24 protein-coding genes are annotated in these 24,235 nt (G+C 51.1%); 17 read left to right on the forward strand and 7 right to left on the reverse strand.

All coding sequences use genetic code 11. The features are described 5' to 3' along the window. Positions 1-6: 6 nt before the first annotated feature. The 6 genes from H6G13_RS27525 to H6G13_RS27550 all read right to left on the reverse strand — a co-directional run bounded on the left by H6G13_RS27525 (position 7) and on the right by H6G13_RS27550 (position 9,816). Positions 7-564 (reverse strand): DsbA family protein, encoded by a 558-nt coding sequence (locus H6G13_RS27525; protein ID WP_190488900.1) that lies wholly within the window; start codon positions 562-564, stop codon positions 7-9. 103 nt (positions 565-667) lie between these two features. Then, complete coding sequence (locus H6G13_RS27530) at positions 668-1,318, reverse strand: GPP34 family phosphoprotein (protein ID WP_190488902.1); 651 nt, start codon at positions 1,316-1,318, stop codon at positions 668-670. A 471-nt stretch (positions 1,319-1,789) separates the two neighbouring features. After that, positions 1,790-1,927: a peptidoglycan-binding protein gene (locus H6G13_RS28440; RefSeq protein WP_199306939.1), complete on the reverse strand. Its 138-nt coding sequence runs from the start codon at positions 1,925-1,927 to the stop codon at positions 1,790-1,792. Between the two features lie 180 nt (positions 1,928-2,107). Next, entirely contained in the window at positions 2,108-2,737 is a 630-nt protein-coding gene (locus H6G13_RS27540) for a response regulator transcription factor (RefSeq protein ID WP_190488904.1), read from the reverse strand. Between the two features lie 12 nt (positions 2,738-2,749). Then, a complete protein-coding gene (locus tag H6G13_RS27545; RefSeq protein WP_190488906.1) occupies positions 2,750-9,433 on the reverse strand; it encodes a PAS domain S-box protein in 6,684 nt (2,227 codons plus the stop codon). Positions 9,434-9,522: 89 nt separating this feature from the next. Beyond that, on the reverse strand, positions 9,523-9,816 hold the full coding sequence (locus tag H6G13_RS27550; RefSeq protein ID WP_190488908.1) for a hypothetical protein: 294 nt from the start codon (positions 9,814-9,816) through the stop codon (positions 9,523-9,525). Between the two features lie 566 nt (positions 9,817-10,382). Between H6G13_RS27550 and H6G13_RS27555 the strand changes: the two genes are divergently transcribed. From H6G13_RS27555 to H6G13_RS27630, 17 genes are all read left to right on the forward strand, one after another. Continuing rightward, a complete protein-coding gene (locus H6G13_RS27555) occupies positions 10,383-11,000 on the forward strand; it encodes an FMN-dependent NADH-azoreductase (protein WP_190488910.1) in 618 nt (205 codons plus the stop codon). 57 nt (positions 11,001-11,057) lie between these two features. Continuing rightward, a complete protein-coding gene (locus H6G13_RS27560; RefSeq protein ID WP_190488938.1) occupies positions 11,058-11,294 on the forward strand; it encodes a UBP-type zinc finger domain-containing protein in 237 nt (78 codons plus the stop codon). 70 nt (positions 11,295-11,364) lie between these two features. Beyond that, positions 11,365-12,297 carry a DUF5996 family protein gene (locus tag H6G13_RS27565; RefSeq protein WP_190488912.1) on the forward strand — a complete coding sequence of 311 codons (933 nt, stop codon included), beginning with the start codon at positions 11,365-11,367 and terminating at the stop codon, positions 12,295-12,297. A gap of 243 nt (positions 12,298-12,540) precedes the next feature. Next, positions 12,541-12,927, forward strand: a complete 387-nt coding sequence (locus tag H6G13_RS27570; RefSeq protein WP_199306940.1) for a hypothetical protein — start codon at positions 12,541-12,543, stop codon at positions 12,925-12,927. Between the two features lie 78 nt (positions 12,928-13,005). Beyond that, on the forward strand, positions 13,006-13,407 hold the full coding sequence (locus H6G13_RS27575; protein WP_190488914.1) for a RidA family protein: 402 nt from the start codon (positions 13,006-13,008) through the stop codon (positions 13,405-13,407). A gap of 66 nt (positions 13,408-13,473) precedes the next feature. Continuing rightward, entirely contained in the window at positions 13,474-13,824 is a 351-nt protein-coding gene (locus tag H6G13_RS27580) for a nuclear transport factor 2 family protein (protein ID WP_190488916.1), read from the forward strand. 89 nt (positions 13,825-13,913) lie between these two features. Then, a complete protein-coding gene (locus H6G13_RS27585; protein ID WP_190488918.1) occupies positions 13,914-14,135 on the forward strand; it encodes a hypothetical protein in 222 nt (73 codons plus the stop codon). A 117-nt stretch (positions 14,136-14,252) separates the two neighbouring features. Then, the gene (locus H6G13_RS27590; RefSeq protein WP_190488920.1) at positions 14,253-15,842 is read left to right on the forward strand and encodes a serine hydrolase domain-containing protein; all 1,590 of its coding nucleotides are present in this window, start codon (positions 14,253-14,255) and stop codon (positions 15,840-15,842) included. A gap of 87 nt (positions 15,843-15,929) precedes the next feature. After that, entirely contained in the window at positions 15,930-16,142 is a 213-nt protein-coding gene (locus H6G13_RS27595) for a CPBP family intramembrane glutamic endopeptidase (protein ID WP_242028579.1), read from the forward strand. Positions 16,143-16,262: 120 nt separating this feature from the next. After that, positions 16,263-18,023, forward strand: coding sequence for a CocE/NonD family hydrolase (locus tag H6G13_RS27600; protein WP_190488922.1), 1,761 nt, complete (start codon positions 16,263-16,265; stop codon positions 18,021-18,023). 248 nt (positions 18,024-18,271) lie between these two features. After that, positions 18,272-18,748: a hypothetical protein gene (locus H6G13_RS28965; RefSeq protein WP_242028573.1), complete on the forward strand. Its 477-nt coding sequence runs from the start codon at positions 18,272-18,274 to the stop codon at positions 18,746-18,748. Between the two features lie 81 nt (positions 18,749-18,829). Then, entirely contained in the window at positions 18,830-19,012 is a 183-nt protein-coding gene (locus tag H6G13_RS28970) for a hypothetical protein (protein ID WP_242028574.1), read from the forward strand. A 103-nt stretch (positions 19,013-19,115) separates the two neighbouring features. Beyond that, the gene (locus H6G13_RS29660; RefSeq protein WP_347277541.1) at positions 19,116-19,244 is read left to right on the forward strand and encodes an alpha/beta hydrolase; all 129 of its coding nucleotides are present in this window, start codon (positions 19,116-19,118) and stop codon (positions 19,242-19,244) included. A gap of 67 nt (positions 19,245-19,311) precedes the next feature. Continuing rightward, a complete protein-coding gene (locus H6G13_RS27615) occupies positions 19,312-19,713 on the forward strand; it encodes a RidA family protein (protein WP_190488943.1) in 402 nt (133 codons plus the stop codon). A gap of 1,329 nt (positions 19,714-21,042) precedes the next feature. Then, positions 21,043-21,363, forward strand: coding sequence for a methionine synthase II (cobalamin-independent) (locus H6G13_RS27620; protein WP_190488926.1), 321 nt, complete (start codon positions 21,043-21,045; stop codon positions 21,361-21,363). After that, a complete protein-coding gene (locus H6G13_RS27625) occupies positions 21,347-21,811 on the forward strand; it encodes a hypothetical protein (protein WP_190488928.1) in 465 nt (154 codons plus the stop codon). The genes H6G13_RS27620 and H6G13_RS27625 overlap by 17 nt, the downstream gene beginning before the upstream one ends. Before the next feature lie 122 nt (positions 21,812-21,933). Next, positions 21,934-23,049, forward strand: coding sequence for a fatty acid desaturase (locus H6G13_RS27630; RefSeq protein ID WP_190488930.1), 1,116 nt, complete (start codon positions 21,934-21,936; stop codon positions 23,047-23,049). Between the two features lie 111 nt (positions 23,050-23,160). Here H6G13_RS27630 and H6G13_RS27635 read toward each other — a convergent pair whose 3' ends face one another. Next, positions 23,161-23,373, reverse strand: coding sequence for a hypothetical protein (locus H6G13_RS27635; protein WP_190488931.1), 213 nt, complete (start codon positions 23,371-23,373; stop codon positions 23,161-23,163). Positions 23,374-24,235 lie beyond the last annotated feature (862 nt).

A 24,235-nucleotide genomic window follows, 5' to 3' on the forward strand; every position in this document is an offset into this window, starting at 1 on the left:
GGGAGCTTATTGACTTGCAGCAATCATGGCTGCCATCAACTCCGTCGTGTTCCAGTGCCCGATATACCGACTTCCATTCATAAACAGGGCTGGGGCAGTCGTTACTCCGCTCTGTATTCCGCCTTCGATGTCTTCATTGATGCGAGCGACATGCACTTGTTTAGACAACTCTTGGAGAAACCGGGGAATATCAAGCCCTAAATTATTGGCGTACTCGACAAGATAACCGTTCTCCAACCTTTTTTGATGGTCAAATAAAGCATCGCTCATCAACCAAAACTTTCCTTGGGCAGCGGCGGCTTCGGCGACCTGGGCTGCCCGTTGAGCCTGGGGATAAATCTGTGTTTGTGGAAAATGACGGAAGATGAAGCATAAATAATCTTCTCCAAAAGCAGCACTAAGTTCTCGTTTGATCGCTTTAATCAGCTTGTAAACGTCCGCACTTCTAGGGTCTTGATAGTCTCCATACATCACCAGCACGACCTTTGCACTCAGCACGCCTTGCATCCAATCTTGGGTTGAAGGGGGTACGAGTAAGGGACCGTGACTACGATCGTCGTTCATTTTTCTACGTTTGAATCAAGCAGCAACACTCTAGACAATTCTGACAGAAAAGCTTTCCTGTCAAAAATTTCCGAGCTATTGTTCTATACAACTCCTAACGATTTCATCCGCCATTGATTGCACCCAGAGTCGTTGCTTGAATGGTGAAAATTGCTTTTGAAATTGCTTGACCGACCAGCTCCTCTATTGCGATCGCCTTAATTCGTGATCGCGCTTCAGGACGTTCTTCAGGTCTGAACACCGCATCGGTCAGGTGAGAGGCTTGCATCAAACTAATCAATGCTGCCATCCGAGAATCCAGTCCAATGCCTTCTAGCACGGCTGCACGAACTTGCTGGACAATCTCGCGTTGAATGAATTCATCGGTTAGAAAATATCGCTGCGTTGGGAACAGTCCAAGAATGCGTTGCTCTTGGCGTTCTAAAACACCTAAATCAATTAAGTTCTGCAACACAACCGTTTGAATTCCTCTGTATCTTCGTCTCCAACGAGTCACCCAGAACCTTGCAGTTCGAGGACGAGTCGATGCTAGAACCTCACTGAGGCGTTGGTCTAAGAATTCATTGCCTGTGTTGCCTGAGATCGCACCGATCACACGATTGTCGTCGTCGATCTCAAGTTTGCCTTGCAGTACTAAGTCTAGTAACAAAGAACCGACCAAGCCATAGTCGAGCGCAGAGTACCAAGAGAAGCGAGTTTTTCCAGTTTGGGGATTGAGTGCAAGAAGGATTAAGTCCTGTGAAAGATATTGCATGATGAATTCCTTATTGAGGTACGCTCCGGTTCCTTCAGAATTGCGTCTCGGTGCTAATCGCAAGTCTGATACCGAAAGGTAAAGATCTTAAGCGGCTTCTATCCATGTGCCTGTGCGATCAAGAAAGGGAGAGCAGTCAGGCAGACCATTGAAGCAAGAAACCTGGCAATAAAAGCTGAGAAGAACCCTGTGATTTAGCGCATTCCCAGCGTCTTGAGATCAGGGATTGCTGCGTTAGCGGAGGTTTCGCCAGCGACGGGCAAATTCCTCTAGCGCTGATCTAGAAGTCTGGGATTGCAACCAGTCAAATGCCTGTTGTTGATAAGGGTAGTTCGATGGCTCGTAGTAAGCGGCGGCATCCGTCAGTTGAATGGGTGCATTGCTACCTCGACGAAGGGCTTGCCAAGTTTGAGTACCAACTATGCCATCTGCAACAAGACCATTCTGCTGTTAAAACTGAACCACTGCGACTCACGTCGCATCGTCAAAGATTCCATCGACTGTAATGTTGATTCCTTTCGCATTGAGCAATTGTTGTAGCTCAGTAACAGCAGCACCGGAATCGCCTTGGCGTAGTGTTGAGTCTGTAGCGATGAAAGTAGAGGTCATAGATTTATCTCCTGACCGCATGACTGTTTGCATAAATTCAATATAGGTGGCCGTCCTCAAGCTGTCGCCTACAGCAAGTTAAATCTTTTACAGTGCAAATTGATAGATTAACCATGCCATCGCAGAGTAGAAGGCTGGCTCTAACTTAAGTTAGAATCCGAACTTGATCGAAAGTACATCCTACAAACTGACAATGCCGCGCTTAACGGCAACAATCACAGCTTGGGTGCGATCGCTGACATCTAACTTGTTCAAAATCCGATTGACATGGGATTTAACCGTACCTTCACCAATGCTCAAAGCAGCCGCAATATCGGCATTGCTCATCCCCTGTGCCAGTGAGCGGAGTACCGCCAGTTCTCGTTCACTCAGTTCTGGATTGCTGAGCCGCTGTACCAACTTTGCTCCCACATCGGGCGGAATATACTTCTGACCCCGATGAACGGTACGAATCGCATTTAGAAGCTCGTCAGGTTCAGTTTCTTTCAACAGGTATCCTTTTGCGCCTGCCTGCAACCCCCGGTAAATATCCTCGTCGCTATCATACGTTGTCAGTACAATAATCCGAGCCGATTTAGCAGCAGCACAAATTGCACCGATGGCGGCAACTCCTTCTACTTCCGGCATGCGGAGATCCATCAGCGTGATATCCGGTTGGTGTTCCTCAAATAGCGCGATCGCCTGTTCCCCATTTTCGGCTTGGGCAATCACGCTCATGTCTGGGTCACGATTAATAATCGTGGCTAATCCTTGCCGAAAAATAGCATGATCGTCCGCAATCAAAACCCGAATAGTCGTGGCTTGGCTCATCGTGATGCTCGCTCAAGGGTTGACGGTGACGATAATCTCTGTTCCTTGTCCAGGTTGACTCCTAATCGTCAGTTGTGCGCCGATGCGCTCTGCCCGTTCGCTCATGCCGAGTAAGCCAAATCCCTCAAAGGCTGGAATACTGCCAACTCCAAAGCCCTGTCCATTGTCTTGCACACGCAAGCAAACCTGGTCACGCTCGTAGATTAGCTCCACTCGAATTTCGTCAGCATTAGCGTGTCTAATCGCATTGGTTAATGCTTCCTGCCCCATCCGTAGTAGGTTATTCTCCACTTCAGCGGGTAGAGAATACACTGCACCCTCAATCTCATAATGTAGAGTGGTATCCATTGCGGCAGTTCTGATTTGAGCGACGAGACGATGTAGAGCGCTCTGTAAACTGCCCTCCTCCAAAAGCTGAGGACGGAGCGCGACAACCGATCGCCGCGCTTCAGTCAGTCCCGTTCGTGCCAATTCTTTGATCAGATCCAGGTGTGCCTGAGCAGCTTCTACATCATCCGTTAGCACCTGTTTTGCCGCTCCCACCTGAGCCAGAATGCCTGTAAACGCCTGAGCGAGTGTGTCGTGAATTTCACGCGCCATGCGGTTGCGCTCTTCCAAAATTGAAGCGGCTTCTGCTTGCTTAAGAGCCGTAATATCTCGCGCCAGCCAAATCACTTTATCGTAGTCGATTGGGGCAATGCGAGCCGAAAACCAGGCTTCTCGTCCATTTAAAAACACACTGTACTCGACTGTGAGGGTTTGTTGGGTTCTTAGCACCTGCTGAATATAACCTAGAAATTCATCAGCTTGTGCTTTTCCGAGTTGGTGCATGGTTTGACCAATCATCTCCTCAAAGGGTTGCCATAGCAGACTTGGTTCCAGTACCACTATTTCAAGAAGTCGCCCTTCAGCAGACATTACAAACAATGGATCGGGAATTGCCTCAATTAGAGTCCGTAGCTTTGTCTCTGAGGCTTGTAGGGCTGCTTCTGCTTGCTTACGATCGCTAATATCCGCAATCACCCCTTCGGTGTAGTCATCGTCTGCATTCAGATAAAGAGAGAAAAGCCCCCAAAACAATGTCCCATCTCGTTTTCGCAGTTGCACTTCAAAGTTTTGCAGTTCACCATCACGCTTCAGCAATTCAATAGCTTGCTGGCGATCGCTGGGATTCACATAACAGTCTGTAGTGTATTTCAGCCCAATCACCTCCTCTGGTGAATCAAAGCCAAACAGATTGGCAAAGCGTTGATTGGCTTCGAGAATTAATCCATCACAGGTGCGGGTTCGGTAGATGCCAACCTGCGAGTTTTCGAAGATATTGCGGAACTTAGCTTCACTGTGTTGTAATGCCTCTTCTGCTTGCCTACGCTGGGTGGTGTCACTGCCAACCGATAAGATTTCAACGACCTCTCCCTGTTCATTGAAGATAGCTTGATTCGACCAGGCCATCCAAACTCGCCGACCGTCTCGACACAGGTTTTCACTCTCGCCTTGCGGGTACGATTGAGGATTACGAAGTAAATCGTGGACCATGGGTCTCACATCGCGTCCAGAGGTTTCGATGTCTGGAATGATGGTTTCAAATAAGGTTCGCCCTACAATCTGATGTTCTTCATAGCCAAGAAGTTTTACCCCATAATCGTTGATGTATCGAATTCGTCCTTGCGTGTCATAGCAAATGATGACAGAATTCGCGGTTTGTAGCAGGTTGCGGTAATTGGCCTCACTTTGTCGTAACGCAGCAGTTCGTTCTGCGACCTGTTGCTCTAAAGTGCAGTTGTAGTCGGCTAGAAGTTTCTCGGCTTGTTTGCGCTCTGTAATGTCCTGAAAGGTAGCGATCGCATGAGTGATATTGCCCTGTTGATCAAAAACTGGTGTTCCCCGCGCCTCAACTAGAATTGAGACATGATCTCGACGAATTTCTATATCTTCAGTCCTGATGCGTTCGCCCCTTAATGCCCGCACATTAGGCAGGCTCTCCGGTGGATAGATTTGATCCGTTCCCGCTACATAAAGCTGATAAGCCTCTGAGAGTTGCTCCGGTGCTATGGAAGTATCAGTTTCTTTGCCCAGGAGTTGATTGCTGCATTGGTTGGCATAATAAGGGCAACCCGTCGCATCCACGATCGCAATTCCCACCGGAATCGCTTCGAGGAACTGGGTGATCTTGCTTTCCTTAGCTTGCAGTTCTGAGTAAAGGTTGGCATTTTCGATGGCGATCGCTGCTTGAGTCGATAATAGCTGCAAGACCTGCGATCGCTCCGGTGTAAATACTCCAGCTGTTAACCGATTTTCTAAATACAATACACCGACCAGCTTGGCTTGATTCAGCAGCGGTAAACAGAAAACAGATTGAGGCTGGTTCTGTTGAATATATGGCTCATTAACAAAAGCATCTTCACGAGTCGCATCATTTAAGGCGACAGGCTTCAGAGTCCGAATCACATATTGAATGATTGACTCTGGCAATTGATCGGCAATTGGAATAGACTGTAACACCTGAGTCGCACAAGCATTCTCATCGGCATTGAGTTCACAAGCCGCTTCAATCGACCATTCTCCTGAATTTTCTAAAATCAGATATCCGGTTTGTGCGCCAGCATTCTCAATTACAGTTTGCATCAATAATCGCAGCAGTTGCTTCAGTTCAATTTCACGAGAAATCCCCTGTAAAGCTTTCATCACTGCTGCTAAATCTAAAGTGGTATGGAAGGAATTAGTGATAGTTTCAGCAGTAATAGGAATTGATGTGGAAGCGGCTCTAGACGACTGAGAAAAGAACTGTGGATAGCGAGTTTCTAAGTCTTTAACTTTAGTGGTTGCGCCCCAGCGATCGTAGCAATAATGCGCCTCTTTCATGTAGGTCTGAGCAATCTTTTCCCGACCTCGCGCCAGATAATGTTTTGCTGCTAATTCATAAGCTAATGCTTCTTCCTGGATATACTCATTTTCAGCAGCACCTGCGATCGCTCGTTCATAAAGTTCCTCAGCCTCAAAGAACTGCCCTAAGACTCGTGCTTTCTCTGCCTCGACTAGATAAAATTCATGTAGATAATTCATTGGGGCGTGTTCTGCCCATTTCTGCATCTTTTCTTGGTTGGTGTTAACACAGTTTAGCCAAGCTACTTTTTCAGAATTTGAAGCATCGAGCGATAGGCTCAAAAGCGCTAGAGAATGATAGAAACAGAATGTAGGTAGAACCGCTATTGCTGACACCTCTTCAAAATGTTTCCTTGCCAAAATAGCAGTCTGTACAGCTTGATAATATTCTTCAAATAGATAAAATAGTATGACTTTGTACAGATATAGCATTTGAATTGCAGTTCCATCTTTAACTGCAAGGGCGTGTGATAACGCCTCCTCTTCATTACACACCCGGCCAACTAAGCGACTGGGATTCTCAGACCTATCTAACAGATTAAGAATGGTCTGCCACAGTATTGCAATCCAAATCGAGGGGCTTTCCCGTCTGATTTGATTGATCGCTTTGCTATAGGTTGCTGTTTTTTGTTCCAGTTGGGTGAGTTCCTCGCCAGCAGAAAACGAGTTATAGCATACGTTATAGGCAGCATAAGCAGCGATTTCAAAGTCTCCGGTTTCCACTCCTTCCTGATAAGCCTCAATCAGCAGTGGTATCGTCTCCTTAAGATGTACTTTCAATTGCATAACATTGCCACTAAATAACTGTAATGCTCTAGCCTTGCCTTTTTTGGTATTCAATTGTTCCGCTAAGCTAAGAGCCAATTGACCAAATTTATAGCCGAGTTCAATGTCTTGAACAACTCCACATAGAACAAATCCGTAGGCAGTATAATACAGTGGTGACCAGATAGCATTACCGTAGTTGATTGATAAATTTACCGTTTTGCAAGTAATCAACATGAATAGTGCTGGTGATACTATGAATGCAGCAGCCCCTATACTCCCTAGGATTGACATTGCTGCTAGTGGTTCTGGTGCAGTCATCTCTGGTAAATTAACCAAGTCTTCAATTTCTCGTTCAGCTAATCGTGCAGCCGTTTCCTCCAATCCGCCTCGAACATCTAACTCACTTGGATTTTCTGGTAAGATTACTCCCAAGAGCTTCAACACTTGCAGTCCAATTTTAAGTACTTCTTTCAAGTTGCCCTGTGACAAATATCCTTGAATTCTGCTATCGTAAACCTGTACTTTGTCAACCACTGTTTTGGCACGAGCGAGTACCACTTCTACCAACTGTTCCATCTCATCAAAGCGACCCTGGAGATACGCCGCTTCTGCTGCTTCTGAGTACAGCGCTAAGGTGAGATAATACTCACTCTGCCAACTCTCTGAATTGAGGAGTTTAAGCCCTGTAGTGAAATACTTAAAAGCTGCTTCATAAGCCGTTGCTGCCTTTGCTTTCTGACCTGCCATTAAATTCAATCTGACAATTTCAGTTCGTTCTGATCGAGCAGTGACTAGCTCAAGTCCTTGATTGAAATGATCGATGATTTCAAACAACCGATCGGATCGTTGCTCTGGTGAAGTTTTTTTGAGCAAATTGCGACCGATTTGGAGATGAACCACTTGTTTGTGCGATTCATCAATCAAAGCATAAGCCGCTTGCTGAACGCGATCGTGCAGAAACTTATACTCTTGAACTAACAAATCTTCATCCAAGTCAGACAGCGGTTGAATTAATCCTGCTTGTATTGCTTCTAATAAATCCTGAAAAATTGCTTTCGGTGATTTTTCGCAAACGATCGCCAACGTTTCCAAATCAAACTCAGACCCAACACAAGCAGCGATGGAGAGAATTTGCTGTGTTGCTTCCGGCAATTTCTGCAACTGACGCAGCAGTAACTCCACCACATTATCGGTAATATCTTGAGCTTCAATCTCAGTTAAATTCCACTGCCAACTCAACTGTTGGGCATCAAAGGTTAACAGGTTTTCGCTATGCAGCAGCTTCAAAAATTCACCAACAAAGAAAGGGTTGCCCTCGGTTTTGCACAACACGACTTGGGCTAAGGAACGAACGGTATCAGGATTGTGATGTAATGTCTCAGCCACCAATTGAGTCAACGGTTCCAGCGTTAAGGGAGCCAGGATGATTTTCTGAAATACTGCTCCCTGGTTTCGCAGGCTCTCTAGCGTTAAGACCAACGGATGCGTTGGAGTTAGTTCGTTATCTCGGTAGGCTCCGATCAAAAACAGATACTGGATTTGCTCATCAAGTAAGATGAGTTCGATTAACTTCAACGTCGCAGAATCGATCCACTGTAGATCGTCTAAGAAAATGACTAGGGGATGCTCTTTTGCACAAAACGCCCGCACGAATCTTTGAAACGTGAGATTGAAGCGATTCTGTGCCTCAGTTGCTCCAACTTCGGGTAAAGGCGACTGCTCGCCAATGATGAGCTCAACTTCGGGGATGACATCAATGATGATTTGCCCGTTGCTGCCCAGAGCAGTGAGCAGACGCGATCGCCACACTTCCACCTGCTCATCCGGTTCGCTCAAGAGTTGCTGCACTAACTTTTGCAGAGCATTCACAATGGCGCTGTAGGGAATGTTGCGCCCAAATTGATCAAATTTGCCAGAGATAAAATAGCCTTGGTTTGCTGTGACCGGTTTATGGAGTTCCTGCACCAATGCTGTTTTGCCGATGCCAGCATAACCGGAGACCAGCATCATTTCACGATGCGGTGGTAGGGTAATGTCTTCTTCTGCTCCCCCACTTTCCCGTTCCCCTACTCCCTCACTCCCTGCCACTCTGTCAAACGCCGCCAATAATGCTGCAATCTTCGCTTCTTGCCCATACAGTTTTTGAGGAATGTTAAACTGCTCGGAAACATCTTGCAGACCCAATGGCATAGGTTCAATTAAACCCACTTCTGCCTGCTGCCGGGCACAGCGTTCTAAATCTGCTTTGATGCCCCAAGCACTTTGATAGCGATCCTCCGCGTTCTTTGCCATCAGTTTCAAAATAAGATCTGAAACAGGTTGGGGAATCGTTGAGTTTAATTCATGTGGGGGAGTCGGTGGTCTGGCAATGTGGCAGTGGACTAGCTCTAGGAGATCACTAGTGGGAAACGGCAATTGTCCCGTCAACAGTTCGTAGAAGGTTACGCCCAGTGAGTAGAAATCAGTGCGATAGTCGAGCATCCGGTTCATTCGTCCGGTTTGCTCTGGCGACAAATAGGCGGGGGTTCCTTCTAGAAGATGGAGACTTTTGAATGTGGGATTGGTGCGACTGAAGCGAGTGGCAATGCCAAAATCAATGATTTTGACAACGCCAGTCCTCGGATTAAAAACAATATTGCCAGGATTAATATCTTTATGAATGACATGAGCTGCATGGATTTTGCCTAGGGTATCAGTAATGGCGATCGCCATATTCAAAAAAACCGACAGCGGCATGGGAGAGAAGTCTAATTGTTGCCGCATCCAGCATTCTAAAGACTCTCCACCAAAATCTTCCAAAAGAATAACCAGCGTACGCTGGTAGTCTTGCTGGCTGTATGCCTTGACTACGCCTTCAATGTTGAGAAAGCGAGTAATTTCATATTCCTGCCGATAACGAGTTAATTCCTGAGGAGAGGGATAATCCTGCTTGAGAACTTTGGCAATTACTGCACAGTTATCTTGCTCTCTGATACCTCGATACACCAGAGAAGCTAAGCTCTCATAGATTTTGCTGTGGATAGTAATTCCAGGCAGGGTAATCATTGAATGCTCCCTCGATGAAGGACTGTCATCCGTTTCCCAAAGTATATCGCCTGCCAAACTTCAGAACATAAGGCTCCTTGTGTAGATCTTTATACCTTGACTTGTAATTGCTCAACTCGGTAGCTAATCAGACTGGTGCGAGGCAAGGGCATAAGAAATAGCCTGGAAGGCAGAGATACTCCCTCAGAGGACTGGGGCTTCAGATTCAAGATCTCCCACAGGCTGCCTCGGAATCGAGAGCCGTACTGCTGAAGCGTTGAGGCAGCCAGGGTCTGTCGTCGTTGGTTTACGGCAATAGCTCGTAGTGCCAACCGCTTCATCCGGGGGGCAAACAGGTCGTCGCCCGCATCAAAGGTGTGGGACATCGCTACCGGATTTTGCATTCAGATATTGATGGTCGGTTGGTTGGTTGTATGAATGTACTTTCGATCAAATTCGGATTCTAACTTAAGTTAGAGTCAGCCTTCTACTCTGCGATGGCATGGTTACTCTATCAATTTGCACTGTAAAAAATTCAACTTGTTGTAGGCGACAGCTTCAAGGCGACCCCCTATATTGAATTTGTGCAAACAGTCATGCAAATGGATCGAGCAAGTAAATTGCACGGTTCCATGCTTGAAGGCATGAATATTCAAGGTGCAACTGGATTAACGCACGCTTAAGCAGCGACGTTGAAAGCATTAGGAGCGATCGCACAGTGAAGCGAATGCTCTTTGGGCACACGACGCGAAAATTTAACCTGTGCTTAACTTGCGGATCTTAAGTGGTGAAATTTGGTGTTGTCTTGCACACTGACCTCATGCCGAAACCACAATCTAGAGGAACGTTCAGCCATAACCATCCACAGTTTACTCACGCCAGAAAATTCAACCGTCATTTTTATTGACTAGCAACCGCAAATGGCTTTTGGCGTTGCTTCTATCTTCATTCACAATCTGAGATTTATCCTATGACCCACATTCTCCATTTAGATGCGAGTCCGCGTGGCGATCGCTCTATCTCCCGCACGCTCGCTAAAGAGTTCATTAACCAGTGGAAAACTACTCATCCCAACGACACCATCACCTACCGTGATATTGGGCATTACCCTGTTCCTTTTGTGAGCGAAGACTGGATCGCGGCTGCGTTTACTCCGTCCGATCAACATACGCCTGAGTTAGCCGCTGCAATTCAAATTTCCGACGAATTGATCGACGAGTTTTTATCAGCCGATCGCTACGTTTTCAGTATCCCCATGTATAACTTCAGCATTCCTGCCAACTTCAAAGCTTATCTTGACCAGATTGTGCGAGCGGGACGTACATTCTCCGTTGATGAAACAGGTTACAAGGGACTGGTTCACAACAAGAAAATGACGATCGTTATGGCTCAAGGCGGAGCCTACCCCGAAGGTAGCTCGACCCATGCTTATGATTTACAAACGCCCTATCTAAAACTGATTTTTGGGTTTATTGGGATAACGGATATTGAGTTCGTCTATGCCGATAGCCTTAACCTGGGGGATGAAGCTCGGAATCTGGCGATCGCAAATGCTCAGTCTGCCTTAAAAGCTGCGATCGCGCATTAACTATCATCACTTTTCAGGTAACTAAATACATATCTTGCACATTCACAGGAATCTTCCCTGTCTTGTCAGCATCTGAACGAACTGACGCTAGAGACTATGATTTCAAAAGCCAATTACCCGGTATTCGGCTGTGAGGAATGCCTTCTCGTTGGCGATCGCTGGGTACATTTAAGAATTTGTCAAACCTGCGGCAAAATGCTGTGCTGCGACTCGTCTAAAAATCAACACGCTCGTCATCATTACGAAGAAAGCGGACACGCGGTGATCAGTTCAGCCGAATTGGGAGAACAATAGCTGTAGTGTTTTGCCGACGAACAACAGAAGAACTATTGATACACGCCCCTTTTCTACTCACGAGGAAACCATGATGTCAAATCAGCCTGCCCCAATAGATATTTGGCCGAGTTTACCCCTGGACGCATGGCAGGATACCTATGCCACCCTACACATGTGGACGCAAATCATCGGCAAAATCCGATTGGCCCAAACTCCGTGGATTAATCATTCCTGGCATATTCCCCTCTATTTAACCGTTCGGGGACTGACTACTTCCACGATTCCCTATGGTAGCCGGATCTTTCAAATCGACTTCGATTTCATTGATCATGAGCTGCTGATTCAAACAAGCGAAGGGGCAAGACGAACGATCGCTCTCTACCCTCGCTCTGTTGCTGATTTCTACCAGAACGTGATGGAAACGCTCAGAGCACTCGATCTTCATATCACCATTAACACCAAACCGAACGAAGTTACAGATCCGATTCAATTTGAGCAGGATGAAACCCATGCTGCTTATGATGCAGACTATGCCAATCGATTCTGGCGAGTGCTGTTACAGTCCGATCGAGTCTTTCGAGAATTTCGTTCACATTTTTGCGGCAAGGTTAGTCCCGTTCATTTCTTCTGGGGAAGTTTTGATTTAGCAGTGACTCGCTTTTCGGGGCGATCGGCTCCGGAGCATCCGGGAGGGGTGCCGAATTTACCGGATGTAGTGGCAAAGGAAGCCTACTCCCAGGAAGTCAGTAGCGCCGGATTCTGGCCCGGAGCCGGATTATCATACCCAGCGTTTTTTTCCTATGCGTACCCAGAACCCGATGGGTTTAAGCAGGCTGAGGTTCGTCCCGATGCTGCATTTTACAATAAGGAACTGGGTGAATTTATATTGCCCTATGACGCTGTCCGTGAGGCAGAATCACCCGATCAGACGTTGTTAGAGTTCTTACAAAGCACCTATGAAGCTGCAGCTAGGTTAGGCAACTGGAATCAAAAGGAACTTCAGCAGTTGACGTTTAAGTAGCAACTGCATTCCTAGTATGAATTTTTCTCTGAGGTTGTGAGTGCTGTCAATCAGTGGGCCGAAAGTACAACGATACAGGTGATCAATGTTGAAACTGTTGTTTCACCCGACTGGATTGAAGGCACAAGTGATGATGAATACGGATTGGCAGTCAGTAACAGTTTCCACCCAGTAATGATCCGTCGAGGCATTACAATCAGTTGCTTTCAGTACGTGTGTGTCTGGTGCAGAGAATAAGCTCTGTTGGAGGAAAATGAAACGATTTACCTTATTTACTTTCCTGTATCTCGCGCTGGGAGTTTGTTTACAGCGATCGCGCTTGGCTACCCAAACCTGCCTTCGGGTCTTCAAGCCGGCCTGTTTGTCAGTGCAGGATTCTCCTACATTGCTTGTCTCCTCACCACTTTCCCATTTTGGCGGGAGATGACGATCCGCTTCTATCGCAGACGGAATTCAGCGGTAATTCTAGCCTGGTTAGGGATTGGAGTGAATATTGTTGGAATGATCTGGGAGGTTCAGAGCCAGAACTGGACAATGGAAGCCATTTCAGGAGCGTTTTCGCGGCTAATATTTGTCTTACTGTTTGCAAAAATCATTGTGATTACATGGCAAGTGAATTCTGAACATTAGAGTTTAAATCGGATGAGGCCGAAACAACCTCGTTTCAGCAACGCGAGATAGAGTCAACCCTACTACATGAGGAACACCATGAATAAGCCCGAGTTTTTTGTCACCCCTGGTTATGGGGAATACATGCTGAATAACTTCCATTACTCCCAAGCGGTAAAAATTGGCGATCGCGTGGAGATATCCGGTCAAGGTGGCTGGGATGACAATCTGCAAATTCCCGAATCGCTCGCGGACGAGATCGCTCAAGCGTTTCGGAACATAGAGCGAACTTTGGCAACTGCCGGGGCGGGCTGGGAGCATGTTGTTCACGTCAATTCTTACCATGTTGGTGGGTTGCCCCCAGAAGTTAATGAGGTGATGGTCGAGCTATATCGCCATTACATGCCCAACCATGCCCCCATTTGGACACAGGTAGGAGTCGCGGCGCTTGGGCTGCCAACGATGCGGATTGAAATCCGCGTTACTGCAATTGTTCCGTGAGTTTCGCATCAGTGGCAGCAGAGACAGCTCCGTTAAAGTATCCATCTGAACAAAGGAGAAATTCAGATGTCAAACAACAACAAAGCCACGTTAGAAGCGGCAAATGCGGCGAACGCTGCTGGCAACTATGAAGGATTCTTGTCGTTCTGCACTGACGACACGAAATGGACATTCGTAGGGGACAGGACCCTTAACGGAAAAGAAGCTGTTCGCCAATATATGGCAGAGACATACATAGAGCCGCCAAAGTTTACGGTCACCAACTTAATCGCTGAGGGCGATTTTGTCACGGCAGTTGGCGACATCACACTAAAGGACGCAGACGGGAAGGCGGATCATTACTCGTACTGCGATGTCTGGCGCTTTCGCGGCGGCAAGATGGTCGAATTAAGGGCTTTTGTGATCAAGACCGAGTGAGATCACTAGGGATGGGGTGCGCATAAGAGGAGTGACGATGGCCATTAAGCCAGTTGATTACAAATCAGCATTTCATTGAGAATAATCCCATGATGCATTCAAGATTACAGCACAAGAATGTTTTTGAACATGGGAGTATACCTCAGACTGATTCTCTCCATGACTCTAACGTTAATTATGCTCTGATTGCGATCGCCCAAGAAGTCGCTGAGTTGCTGAAACAATCCTATCTAGCACAAGCTGATGAAATCGACAGCATAGAGTTAATAGTCGGAAGCAATTTTGCTGATGATGATCAGCGGCTGAGGTAGGAAAGGCTGTCTAAGGAGACGTTGACTATACTCCGCTTACGACTAGTCGGTCTGCAGCACCTTAAACACCCCGCCCACCGCACCATATTCAAAGTTTAAATGAGGTGTGCCATGCACATGTATACGTTCGCCCGCAGAACGTTTCGATACTTGATGCTCACTATCGTCGCGGCCCTTGTCAGTTCAGTTGTAAGCTTTCCCCTCCTCGCCCAGCCTTCGTTCGACACGGCTCAGCTCGACACCTTCGTCAAGGAGATTATGGACGCCTATGACGTTCCCGGCGTCGGGCTCGCGGTCGTCGAAAACGGCGAAATTAGCTACGTCCGGGGTTACGGGGTCCGTGACGTGACCACTGAAGCACCCGTCACGCCCGACACCCAGTTCGCCATCGGTTCGACCACCAAGTCGTTCACGGCGCTTGGCATGATGCTGCTCGTTGAGGAGGACCTCGTGGACCTCGACACGCCCGTCAGGACCTACCTGCCCGAGTTTAAGCTCTCCGACCCGGAGTCCACCCGCACGGCGACGGTCCGACACCTGCTCAGCCACACCACCGGCCTGGTGCGGACCGACGCCTCTACTTTCGACACGAGCGTCACCGCCGCGGACGTCATCGAGGCCGCCGCCACCACCCCGCTGGTCGGTAAACCAGGTGAAGTGTTCGTGTACAGCAACGTCAACACCATCATCGCCGGGGAGATCATCGAACGAATCACGGGAAGGTCGTGGGAAGACTTCACCCGTGAGCGCATCCTCGAGCCCTTAGGCATGAGCACGGCGACGCTCTCTATAGAGGAGCTTAAACGGCAAGATAACGTTGCCCTGCCGCACGTACTCGACGTGCGCAACGGCCTGCAAACGACCGACTTCCTGATCTCCGAGGCCGACGCCCCGGCGGGAGCGATTAACGCAAGCGCCGCCGAGATGGCCCGTTACGTGCGCTTCCAGCTCGGCGACGGTGCACCACTCGTGTCCCAAGCGAGCCTAATGGAGATGCACAAAGGCCAGGTTGCCGCCCCCGACTTCAGCCTGCCGGGCACCGTCGCCGCCCGAGCTCAAGCGGTGGCCGCGCGCCCGGAGGATGTGCCGCCCGCGCTCGTCACGGACGCCGAGTACGGCTTCTATTGGGGCGTTGAGCGCTTTCTGGGGGAGAAGCTGGTGCAGCACAGCGGCAACGTGGACGGCCTTACGGCTAACGTGACCCTGCTGCCCGAAAGCCGTTCGGGCGTGGTCGTCTTGGCGAATGCCGAAGGGGCCAACATCTTTATTGAGACCGTGCGCCTGCACGTTGCCCAACTCTTGCTCGGTCGCTCCAGCCCCGACGTGAACGCCATCTTGCAAGCGCAGCTCGAGGTGTTAGGTCAAGACAACGCGAGCCGAAAGGCTGATCTGGAGGCAGCTCGCACCTACCAGCCCGAACGGGCCGAGTTGGTGCCTTGGGCAGGCACGTATGAGAGCCTCGCGGATCCTCAGCCGACCCAGGTGAGCGTGGTTGGTGGCCGCACCCTGATGCTCGAGTCCGGCTTTCAAGCGGTCCGCTTCTCAGTAGAACTGCTTCCGCTGGGCGGAGACCGCTTTATCGCGACCTCCCAGCCGCTGACGGGTTTTGTGGTCCGCTTTGTCGAGGGTGAGGGCGGGCGCACCATCGAGCTAGAAACCCTGCTCGGCGCGCAGCCGCTCGCCGTGCGGTGCGGAACAGATAATTGACCGGGTACGCGTCGGTTTGATTTTTGATGTAGAGGTTTGAAAACTGCGCGCGGAACCTAACGTTGAGAACTGAGTCGTAACGCGCTGCTGCGCTACGGCCCGTTAGTCGGCGTCGTGGGCAGCACCCTAATCTTCGCCCTTGCCCACGGCGTTAACGGGGTGTTCCCCGCGGCTCTAGTCGTTGGCCTCATCGCCGGTGAGGTGTTTCGGCGCAGCGGCTTGGTCTGGCTCGGCGTCGTCATCCACGCCGTCGTCAACCTGCCCACGGTCTTCGTGTTGGTGCTCATCAGAGCGTCCTGAACAACCAGCATCACTCGAAAGGAGTGTCTACCCATGACTCGCTTGTTCTCGAACCATCCGCCCGATTACGTCGAACGCACATACAACGCCGCGCCAACCGCGCGCGCTTGGAGGAAACCCATGCACACAGGAAAAACCTACGTCCGAAGCCTGCTCTTGCTCGGGGCACTGCTGCTTGTCCTTAATGCCCACGGGCAGTTCGCAGCCGCGCAGCCGCTCACGCCAGAGGCGACCGCGACTGCTGCAGTCGCCACCGCCGACAACGCGGTCACGCCCGCCGAGAACGACCGCGTTCCCCAAGGCGCGGCCTGGACGCAGCACTACTTTCCGTCCTCGGACGGCTCCGACGTTGAACTGCACGCCGACGTTCTGTTGCCCGAAGGACTGGCCGCAGGCGAAAAGGTGCCGGTGATCCTGGTGGTCGGGCCGTACTTGGGGCACTCCGGTCAAATAGCACTGGAAAACCACGCGCACACCGGCCCCTCCAACCGCTTCAATGACTTGATCGAAGGGGCCGACCTGTTCGAGCGCGGCTACGCCTTGGTCATGGTGGACCTGCGCGGCTTCGGCGGCTCGACCGGATGCATGGACTTTGCGGGGCCGGGTGTGGAGGCCGATGTCAGGGCCGCAATCGACTGGGCCGCGACGCAGCCCTGGTCTACCGGTGCTGTCGGGATGTACGGCAAGTCCGCCGACGCCATCACCGGCCTGATCGGCAACAACCTCAACCACGACGCGCTCAAGGCCGTCGTCGCGCAGGAACCCATCTGGGATGTGTACCGCAACTTCCGCTCGAACGGCGTCCCCCGCGCGACGATTGTCAGCATCCCCAACATCTATAACACCAGTGCCATGCTGCCCCAGATGCCCGACGACGACGAGCGTTACCGGACGAATGCCGAGTACGAGAAGACGCCCCCAGGCTTCTTTTGCCAATTTGACAACTTGGTCAAATACCAGATCGCCGATCCCGAGTCCGATCACTGGACGACCCGTGACCTGGCGGAGCAGGCCAAGGGCACCGACACGTCACTGTTTTTCACGCAGGGCTTCCTCGAGTGGAGTACCGAAGCCGAGGCGATGGAGGAGTTTCTCGCTAACCACCAGGGGTCGCAGCGTGGCTGGCTCGGCCCGTGGGAGCACGTGCGGGGCAACGACCGCTCTTTTGTGGACGGGCGGCTGGAGATGGGCCGCGAGGGCTGGTTCGACGAGGTGATCTCCTTCTACGACCAGTACCTCAAGGGCGTCGAACCGACCGTGGCCTACCCAGCCTACGTTGTGCAGGACAGTACCGGTGCCTGGCGTGCCCAGGACATCTGGCCGGTTGTGGAGTACTCCGCCACCATCCCGCTTGGCGGCGGGTCGTATCTGGACGACGGCCTGCTCGCCGGCCCCGCAGCCGAGGCACCCAACCGCTTCTTCGTCTGGTCCGCGCCGCTTGGGCAGCCAGTTCGCATTACCGGCACGCCGCGGGTATCGCTTGAGATCGAGGGCTACGGCAACATCATGGTCGACCTCTACGACGTTGCCCCCGATGGCAGCGCCGTCATATTCAATCAGCAGGTGGCGGTGGTGAAACCCGGCACGACAAGCTTCGAGCTGCGGTCGACAGACTGGACGCTGCCCGTCGGCCATGCGCTAGCCGTCGAGATCGGCACCATCCAGCCGGGGTTTGCGAGCGCAAACGACTGGGTCGACACGCCGTCCTACGAGACGATCATCGTCCGCGACGCGCGGCTTGAACTCGCCCTAGACGACCCGGCCAATGACACACCAACGCCCGGCGACCCTGCACCGCGGCTGGAGCTCCACCGGCAGTTGTTCACGGAAAAGCTGTCCCTCGGCACCCCGAGCTTCACGCTGCCGACGGGAGACCGCTGACCCAAATCCTCTGCTGAATCGTGCTGTACGCACGACCCAGCACCAATAGGTTCACGAGTAGGAATACCATGTTTGCTTGCTCATCGTCGAGGGCAAACAGCACGGTGTGGTCTTCGTCGCCGGAAACGCCTGCATCGACGACTACCTAATCAATATCAATCTGCCCGACGACGGGACGACCTGCACCCTATGACGATAAGTTCGCGAACGCTTGATAACAATTCTAGAATGAAGTTGAGGATAGAGTCATGGTTGAGCATAAGAACTCTAGGCTGCAACTGTTTGAGTTGCTGTGGTTGGCAGGCATGGCTGTGGTGATGACCCTGGGGTTGCTGCCTTTGCCCTTGCTCCTAGAGGGTGCCCCACCTGCCGCCGTGGTCAGGCTACTGATGCTGGTGCAGCCCACGGTTTTGGTGTCGGTAGCGGTGCTGACAGGTGTGCTCTTGGCTCACCGGCTAGGGCTAATGGCACCAGGGGCAGAGGCTTTGGCCGTTGGGCGATCGTGGCGGCAAGCCATGGTTCCTCAACTGTTGCCCGGTGTGGTGGGCGGGTTGATCAGCGGCGGACTACTGACGGCGATTACCCTGCTGTCTCGCCCGCTGCTGCCACCAGCCTATGGGGCGGCTGAGCCCACCCCGCTGCTAGTGCGATTTCTCTACAGCGGTATCACCGAAGAAATTCTGATCCGCTGGGGATTTATGACGCTGCTGCTATGGCTAGGCTAGCGATTTGGGCAGCAGCGCCAGGGCAAACCCTAGGCTCGATGGGTGGTAGTCGCCTTTGCCGTCTCCTCCCTGGTGTTTGCTATGGCCCACTTGCCCTATGCGATCGCCCTAGGACTGCCTTTAACCCCAGCCCTAGTGGGGTTCTTGCTGATCCAAAATTCTTTAGTTGCAGGGGTTGCGGGGTATTTATTCTGGCGCTACGGGCTAGAGACTGCAATGATCGCCCACCTGACGGTTCATGCCGTGCTGGCCCCCATAGGCTGAGGCATTGGTTGTATATACCAGTCAGTGGGCGCCGTACGGGGTGGTCGCCCCTACCACCCCGTACGGCGCTGGGGCCAGTCTGTCCGAGGCTCTCGGCGGCACCGTGCTCACAGTCGAGGGAGAGCGGCACACCGTCGCCATAGAGAGCATCAACCCCTGCGTCAATGAGATCGTTGCCAACTACCTCATCAACCTTGAACTTCCCGCAGAAGGCGATCGCTGCCTCCTCTAGCCACCCCAGTGCCAAAACTAAGGATTTAGAAATCCCTATCGACAATCGTACTGAACAGAGAAACACCATGGATAAGCCCGAGTTTTTTGTCACCCCTGGCTATGGGGAATACATGCTGGATAAATTGCATTACTCGCAAGCGGTAAAAATTGGCAATCGAGTGGAGACATCAAGCCAAGGTGGTTGGGATGACGATCTGCAAATTCCCGAATTACTTTCGGACGAGATTGCTCAGGCATTTCGGAACGTAGAGCGAACCTTGGCCACTGCCGGTGCGGGTTGGGAGCATGTGGTTCACATCAATTCTTACCATGTTAGTGGGTTGCCCCCGGAGGTTAACGATGTGATGGTCAGGTTATATCGCCACTACATGCCCAACCACGCCCCCATTTGGACACAGGTAGGCGTCGCGGCGCTTGGACTGTCCACAATGCGGATTGAAATCCGCGTGACTGCAATTGTTCCGTGAGTTTCGCATCAGCGGCAGCGCTGGTGACAGGGCTGCCGCTGATGCGTAGAACGAAGCCTTTTATCGTAGCAAGATAGCATTATGAATCATCGCTTCCTTTTACCTATCTCTTTAGTCATAGGTAGTGCAGGGATATTGCTTACTTTACCTATCTCAGCAGAGCTTAGTAATAGACTACATACTCCGCAGATTGCACAGCAACCAGAGATAAGTAATTCGACCGCCATAGATGATAGACCCTTAGACGGTGTAGACAGGCAAGAACGGCCGGATTGGGCCAGTTTCTTCGACGGCGCTGAGGCTCAAGGAACGATTGTGATATTAGATCAGCGCGGAGGTACTCAGCAGCTGTGGGTCTACGACCAGGAGCGTGCTGACAGAGCTTATTCCCCAGGAAGGAAGCAGCAGTAAGTGGATGCTGCTGACAACCCTGGCGATAGGGAGCCTAGAGGCGGCGAAAGACAACCCGAGAAGATACGCCTTGCGCTGGCTCATAGAGCTGAACCAAGCACAGTACCCCTACAAGAGGGGTCGAGTGGGCGGGACATGGGCGGCTCCAGAAGTACGTTATTTCGCTTAGTGGTGCAGCATGGACGGAGGTTGCGAGCTAGGATGTGATCGCGAAGCAGTGATAACTTAGAGTGCGCCTCTAAACAGCTTGAGATCTGGAGCGGCGAGATTAGTCTGTAGCTTGCTAGGAGGTAGTGTAGAGGGGCAGGGGCTTAGAGGCGTTGTAGGAGCAAAGTGGGTGGTAGAGAGTGCGGTTTGGGATGCGATCTCAATCAGGGACAACTCAGAATGCGATTTCAAAGGCTTGAGAACTGGAGCGGCGGTTCGGATAGTAGTGAAAATCTGCCGTTGTCCCGCAGCTGTAAGCCGATTTTGGATTTCAAAGTTTAGATTCCATAGCAACGGTAATCGCAGCTCTAAAACCGAGAATCCAAAATCGCGTAAGTCAGAATACCCGCCGATGACCACCCATGTTCTACAACATCTGCGAGATAGGGATGATGACTGTTTCAGCCTTTGCGCGATCGCAATTGTGTTGTTTTAGAAGTGTCCCCACAAAGCTCCGATGTTAGGGATTAGAAGTTACTCAGGCATCATGGCCGAACAGTTGCTTGCGGCTTTGTGGATCAGATTGCGGCTATCAGCCCTGTCTTAAGGCGGTGCTCTGTATTTACCAGATTCTGATTTGGAATCGCACCCTGCTTTAGGTTGCTGCCCCCATCGGGTACAGTATTTTGCTTCGCTTAGGGAGTCGTTTGTCCTAGGCCAGCGACCTGACTTGGGACAAACGAAAACTCACAATTACAGGACGACACATTTATGGCCATTCAGACCATGAGCCTCGGCTACGCCCGCATGGACAAACGCCGGGAGCTGAAGAAAGCGTTGGAAACCTTTTGGAGTGGGGTCTCTGGTGCCGATGCCCTGCTGACCACGCTCTATGACCTTGAGACCAAGCGTTGGCAAGCTCAGGTGAAGCAAATGCGCACTGGCATCGCTAATTTGCCGACCGAGCAAATTGGGGCGAACCCCGACTGTGGCTCGAAGACCCGCCGCTGGGAAGAAGAGGTGCCCACTCTAAAAAATAGGGTAGCCGCCGCCCAAACTCTACGAGAGGAAATCTATGATGCCGCTCACTGATCTCTGGCAAAGTCATTCTGGCTACTGGCAGCCGCTGTTCATTCGTGAGAATCTTTTGCCCCTGGGCCATGCCGCTTGGGCCGGATACACCACCCAGGGGCGGGGGCTTGTGGTCTGTGATGTGGTGGGGAATTGCGCCACCCTCGACTGGCGTCGCGATGCGGTGTGCTATAGCCTTCGGTTCGTTCCCCTGGTTAACGCACCAGCCTATCTTAGGCTCCAGGGATTGCCGAGCGATCGCATTGAGCGCCTGATCACAGCGGTGCAAACTTACTCCCCCGAACGCGACCTGCTGCTGGTGCTCAGCAGCGGTGGGCAGCCAGAGGTGAGTTGGCTGCAAAATCTAGCGATCGCTCCGCCTGCCTGCTACTGTCAAGTGTGCGCCCGCTGGGAGGAATTCAACGTCGTCCCTGGAGTTTACAGCTCTGAGTCTATCCACTGCGATTGATCCTGGGGCGAGCTCTCAGACCGTCGTCTTGCCGCCGTCAGGTGCCCTAGCTTAGCCAGCACAGACCAATTCCCCCTGTTTTCCTTCCACTCCAGTCCTAGACGAGAGCACAGACAACCCCAATGAACGTCACAGTTACCAAGTCCGACTTCCTACTAACCCCCTACATGAGGAGCAATGATCTACGGGCTACCTATCAAATTCTCAATACCGTCATTCCCTATGGAGCACTGTGGATTTTAGCCATTAAAGGAGCTGCCATTTCCCTTTGGTTACTGCCCCCCATTGTGACTCTGATGGTGCTATTTCAGCTACGCTGCTTTTCGCTAATGCACGACTGTGGCCACTATTCGCTGTTCCGGTCTAAGCAACTCAATAGAATTGTCGGTTTTGGGTTGGGGGCAATCAATGCTATTCCCCAATATGCTTGGTCAAGGGATCATGCCTACCACCACAAAACCAACGGCGATTGGGAGCGATATCGCGGCATTGCTGACTTTCTCTCTGTCGAGGAGTTTGCTCAACTCAGCACCTTCAACCAAAAACTCTATGGTTTCTTGAGACAGCCTATCATGACCCTGCCTGGGGGATTTTTCTACCTGGCAATTCAGCCAAGGCTGACGCTGATTCTGGGAATTGTTGAATTCATAGCTCATGGGCTAAACCAGCTCAGGCAAAAGGGTTTCCTTGGGCTCCGGGAGGTGATTAAGTCCCATCACTCTAGCTACTGGAAGACTAAAGAGGAGTTTTGGGACATTGGTCTGAATAACCTGGTGGTTGTCTTTGCCTGGTTGATGCTGAGCTATAGTGTGGGGCCAATCTTGTTCTGGAGCCTCTACGCGACGGTGCTAACCATAGCTGGGGCGATTTTCATTTGTGTCTTTTTTGTGCAGCACAATTTTGCAGGAGCCTATGCTAGTAGGACAGCTGATTGGGACTACTTAAAAGGTGCAATTGAGGGCAGCAGCTATTTAGAACTGCCATCCCTGCTTCGCTGGTTTACCGCAGACATCAGCTATCACAATATTCATCACCTCTCTGAGCGAGTTCCCAATTACAACTTGGCTGCCTGTCATCAGGCTAATCATCACCTGCTAACCGGAACAACCACTCTGCGGCTGAGCGATTTACCCCGCTGTGCCCAGTTTATTCTGTGGGATTCTGCTGCCAACAGATTAGTGCCGTTACCAGTTGAAGAAAAATCGAACGATAGAAAAAGACTTTCTTGTCGTTCATGACCAGCAATTTTCAGGTGGGGCTACCTACGCAGCAGCTTCTAGCTACCTACAAGGACCTTGCCCCTAAGCCGCTAAAAGGAGCCCTGATCATGGCTAACTTCTCTCCTTCGGCTACCCCCCTGCATTGCCATACCGTAGAACCCGCGCCCAGGGCGGTCGAATTGAGGGCAGCCCCAGCTCGAAAAACTGGGCCCGTACGACCATCTGCGCGGCTAGCTGGGGCAGAGCATCTGCAGTTTCGGTGCGCTGCTCACGGCTGCCATCGGTCAAGAGTTGAGCTAGATTTGCGGTGCCGCCGGGGTCGTTAGTGAAATGAATTGGCACGTCAGCGCCAACTTTCAATATGTAGTGCGTAGTGGGAGGGGTGACCCTCCCTGCTGGTTTAGAGTCCTTCGCCTGCCAGTAGGCGGAACTGCTTCGGGTATCCCTAGAGATACTTCGGTTCCAGGTGGCGAATTGGATTGCCCAAGGTGCGATCTCAACCTTTTGAATTGGTAAGAGCTCAGCAGATCCTTCTACGGCCACAATTTTGGGGCAGGGCAAGCTTTTCTTAGGTAACAAAAGGGCAAAATAACACAAAACTGTTACCTAAGAAAAGCACGACTGAGCGACCGCGCAACCCAAAGCAAAAACCACCAGGTAGCAGGAATGGGTGAGGCGGTCTGCTGAGCTACTGGGACTTGTGGGATCAGTGCCCACAGTCTTCGGCAGAGCCAAGAGGCACACCTGCACTTGGCCGGGATTTCCCTACGTGCCTTACCGGCCATGCTAGGCCGGCGGCGCTGGAGCAATATCTGAACAGCAGCGCAGAGGCCTTCGAGAGTCAGCACGTGGTGATGGGTCAGCTGCTTGGGGCTGTGTCATGAGAGGCAGAGACAGGCGCGATCTCAAGGAGACTCGCTACTAGACGAATCAGCGGAAGAAGAAGATTTCGTCAACGACACGAATTTGCCTCAATGTCATTTAATCTGGCACTGTACAGATTTCTAGGAACGCACTGTGCTTATGAACCCCTGAGGCAAGCGTGCACGGTCTAACAACACCTATTTCATACCGGCCGACGAGAAGTTATCTATACTCAGATCTTGCAGCAGGCTTTGGATGCATGAGAGAAAAGGGCGTGAAACCAATACTCTGCAAGAACAATGGAAATTCTTGCCCACGCCCAAGAGCTAATTTACCAACT

This window comes from Pseudanabaena sp. FACHB-2040 (assembly GCF_014696715.1).
Lineage (GTDB): Bacteria > Cyanobacteriota > Cyanobacteriia > Phormidesmidales > Phormidesmidaceae > JACVSF01.

Bases quoted from the DNA above. Each gene is read 5' to 3' on its own strand.
- H6G13_RS27555 (WP_190488910.1), top strand. From the start codon at position 10,383: ATGACCCACATTCTCCATTTAGATGCGAGTCCGCGTGGCGATCGCTCT.
- H6G13_RS27575 (WP_190488914.1), top strand. From the start codon at position 13,006: ATGAATAAGCCCGAGTTTTTTGTCACCCCTGGTTATGGGGAATACATG.
- H6G13_RS27530 (WP_190488902.1), bottom strand. From the start codon at position 1,318: ATGCAATATCTTTCACAGGACTTAATCCTTCTTGCACTCAATCCCCAA.
- H6G13_RS27600 (WP_190488922.1), top strand. From the start codon at position 16,263: ATGCACACAGGAAAAACCTACGTCCGAAGCCTGCTCTTGCTCGGGGCA.
- H6G13_RS28970 (WP_242028574.1), top strand. From the start codon at position 18,830: ATGGCCCACTTGCCCTATGCGATCGCCCTAGGACTGCCTTTAACCCCA.
- H6G13_RS27615 (WP_190488943.1), top strand. From the start codon at position 19,312: ATGGATAAGCCCGAGTTTTTTGTCACCCCTGGCTATGGGGAATACATG.
- H6G13_RS27550 (WP_190488908.1), bottom strand. From the start codon at position 9,816: ATGCAAAATCCGGTAGCGATGTCCCACACCTTTGATGCGGGCGACGAC.
- H6G13_RS27545 (WP_190488906.1), bottom strand. From the start codon at position 9,433: ATGATTACCCTGCCTGGAATTACTATCCACAGCAAAATCTATGAGAGC.
- H6G13_RS27620 (WP_190488926.1), top strand. From the start codon at position 21,043: ATGGCCATTCAGACCATGAGCCTCGGCTACGCCCGCATGGACAAACGC.
- H6G13_RS28965 (WP_242028573.1), top strand. From the start codon at position 18,272: ATGGTTGAGCATAAGAACTCTAGGCTGCAACTGTTTGAGTTGCTGTGG.
- H6G13_RS27585 (WP_190488918.1), top strand. From the start codon at position 13,914: ATGATGCATTCAAGATTACAGCACAAGAATGTTTTTGAACATGGGAGT.
- H6G13_RS28440 (WP_199306939.1), bottom strand. From the start codon at position 1,927: ATGACCTCTACTTTCATCGCTACAGACTCAACACTACGCCAAGGCGAT.
- H6G13_RS27565 (WP_190488912.1), top strand. From the start codon at position 11,365: ATGATGTCAAATCAGCCTGCCCCAATAGATATTTGGCCGAGTTTACCC.
- H6G13_RS27525 (WP_190488900.1), bottom strand. From the start codon at position 564: ATGAACGACGATCGTAGTCACGGTCCCTTACTCGTACCCCCTTCAACC.
- H6G13_RS27590 (WP_190488920.1), top strand. From the start codon at position 14,253: ATGTATACGTTCGCCCGCAGAACGTTTCGATACTTGATGCTCACTATC.
- H6G13_RS27580 (WP_190488916.1), top strand. From the start codon at position 13,474: ATGTCAAACAACAACAAAGCCACGTTAGAAGCGGCAAATGCGGCGAAC.
- H6G13_RS27540 (WP_190488904.1), bottom strand. From the start codon at position 2,737: ATGAGCCAAGCCACGACTATTCGGGTTTTGATTGCGGACGATCATGCT.
- H6G13_RS27630 (WP_190488930.1), top strand. From the start codon at position 21,934: ATGAACGTCACAGTTACCAAGTCCGACTTCCTACTAACCCCCTACATG.
- H6G13_RS27625 (WP_190488928.1), top strand. From the start codon at position 21,347: ATGATGCCGCTCACTGATCTCTGGCAAAGTCATTCTGGCTACTGGCAG.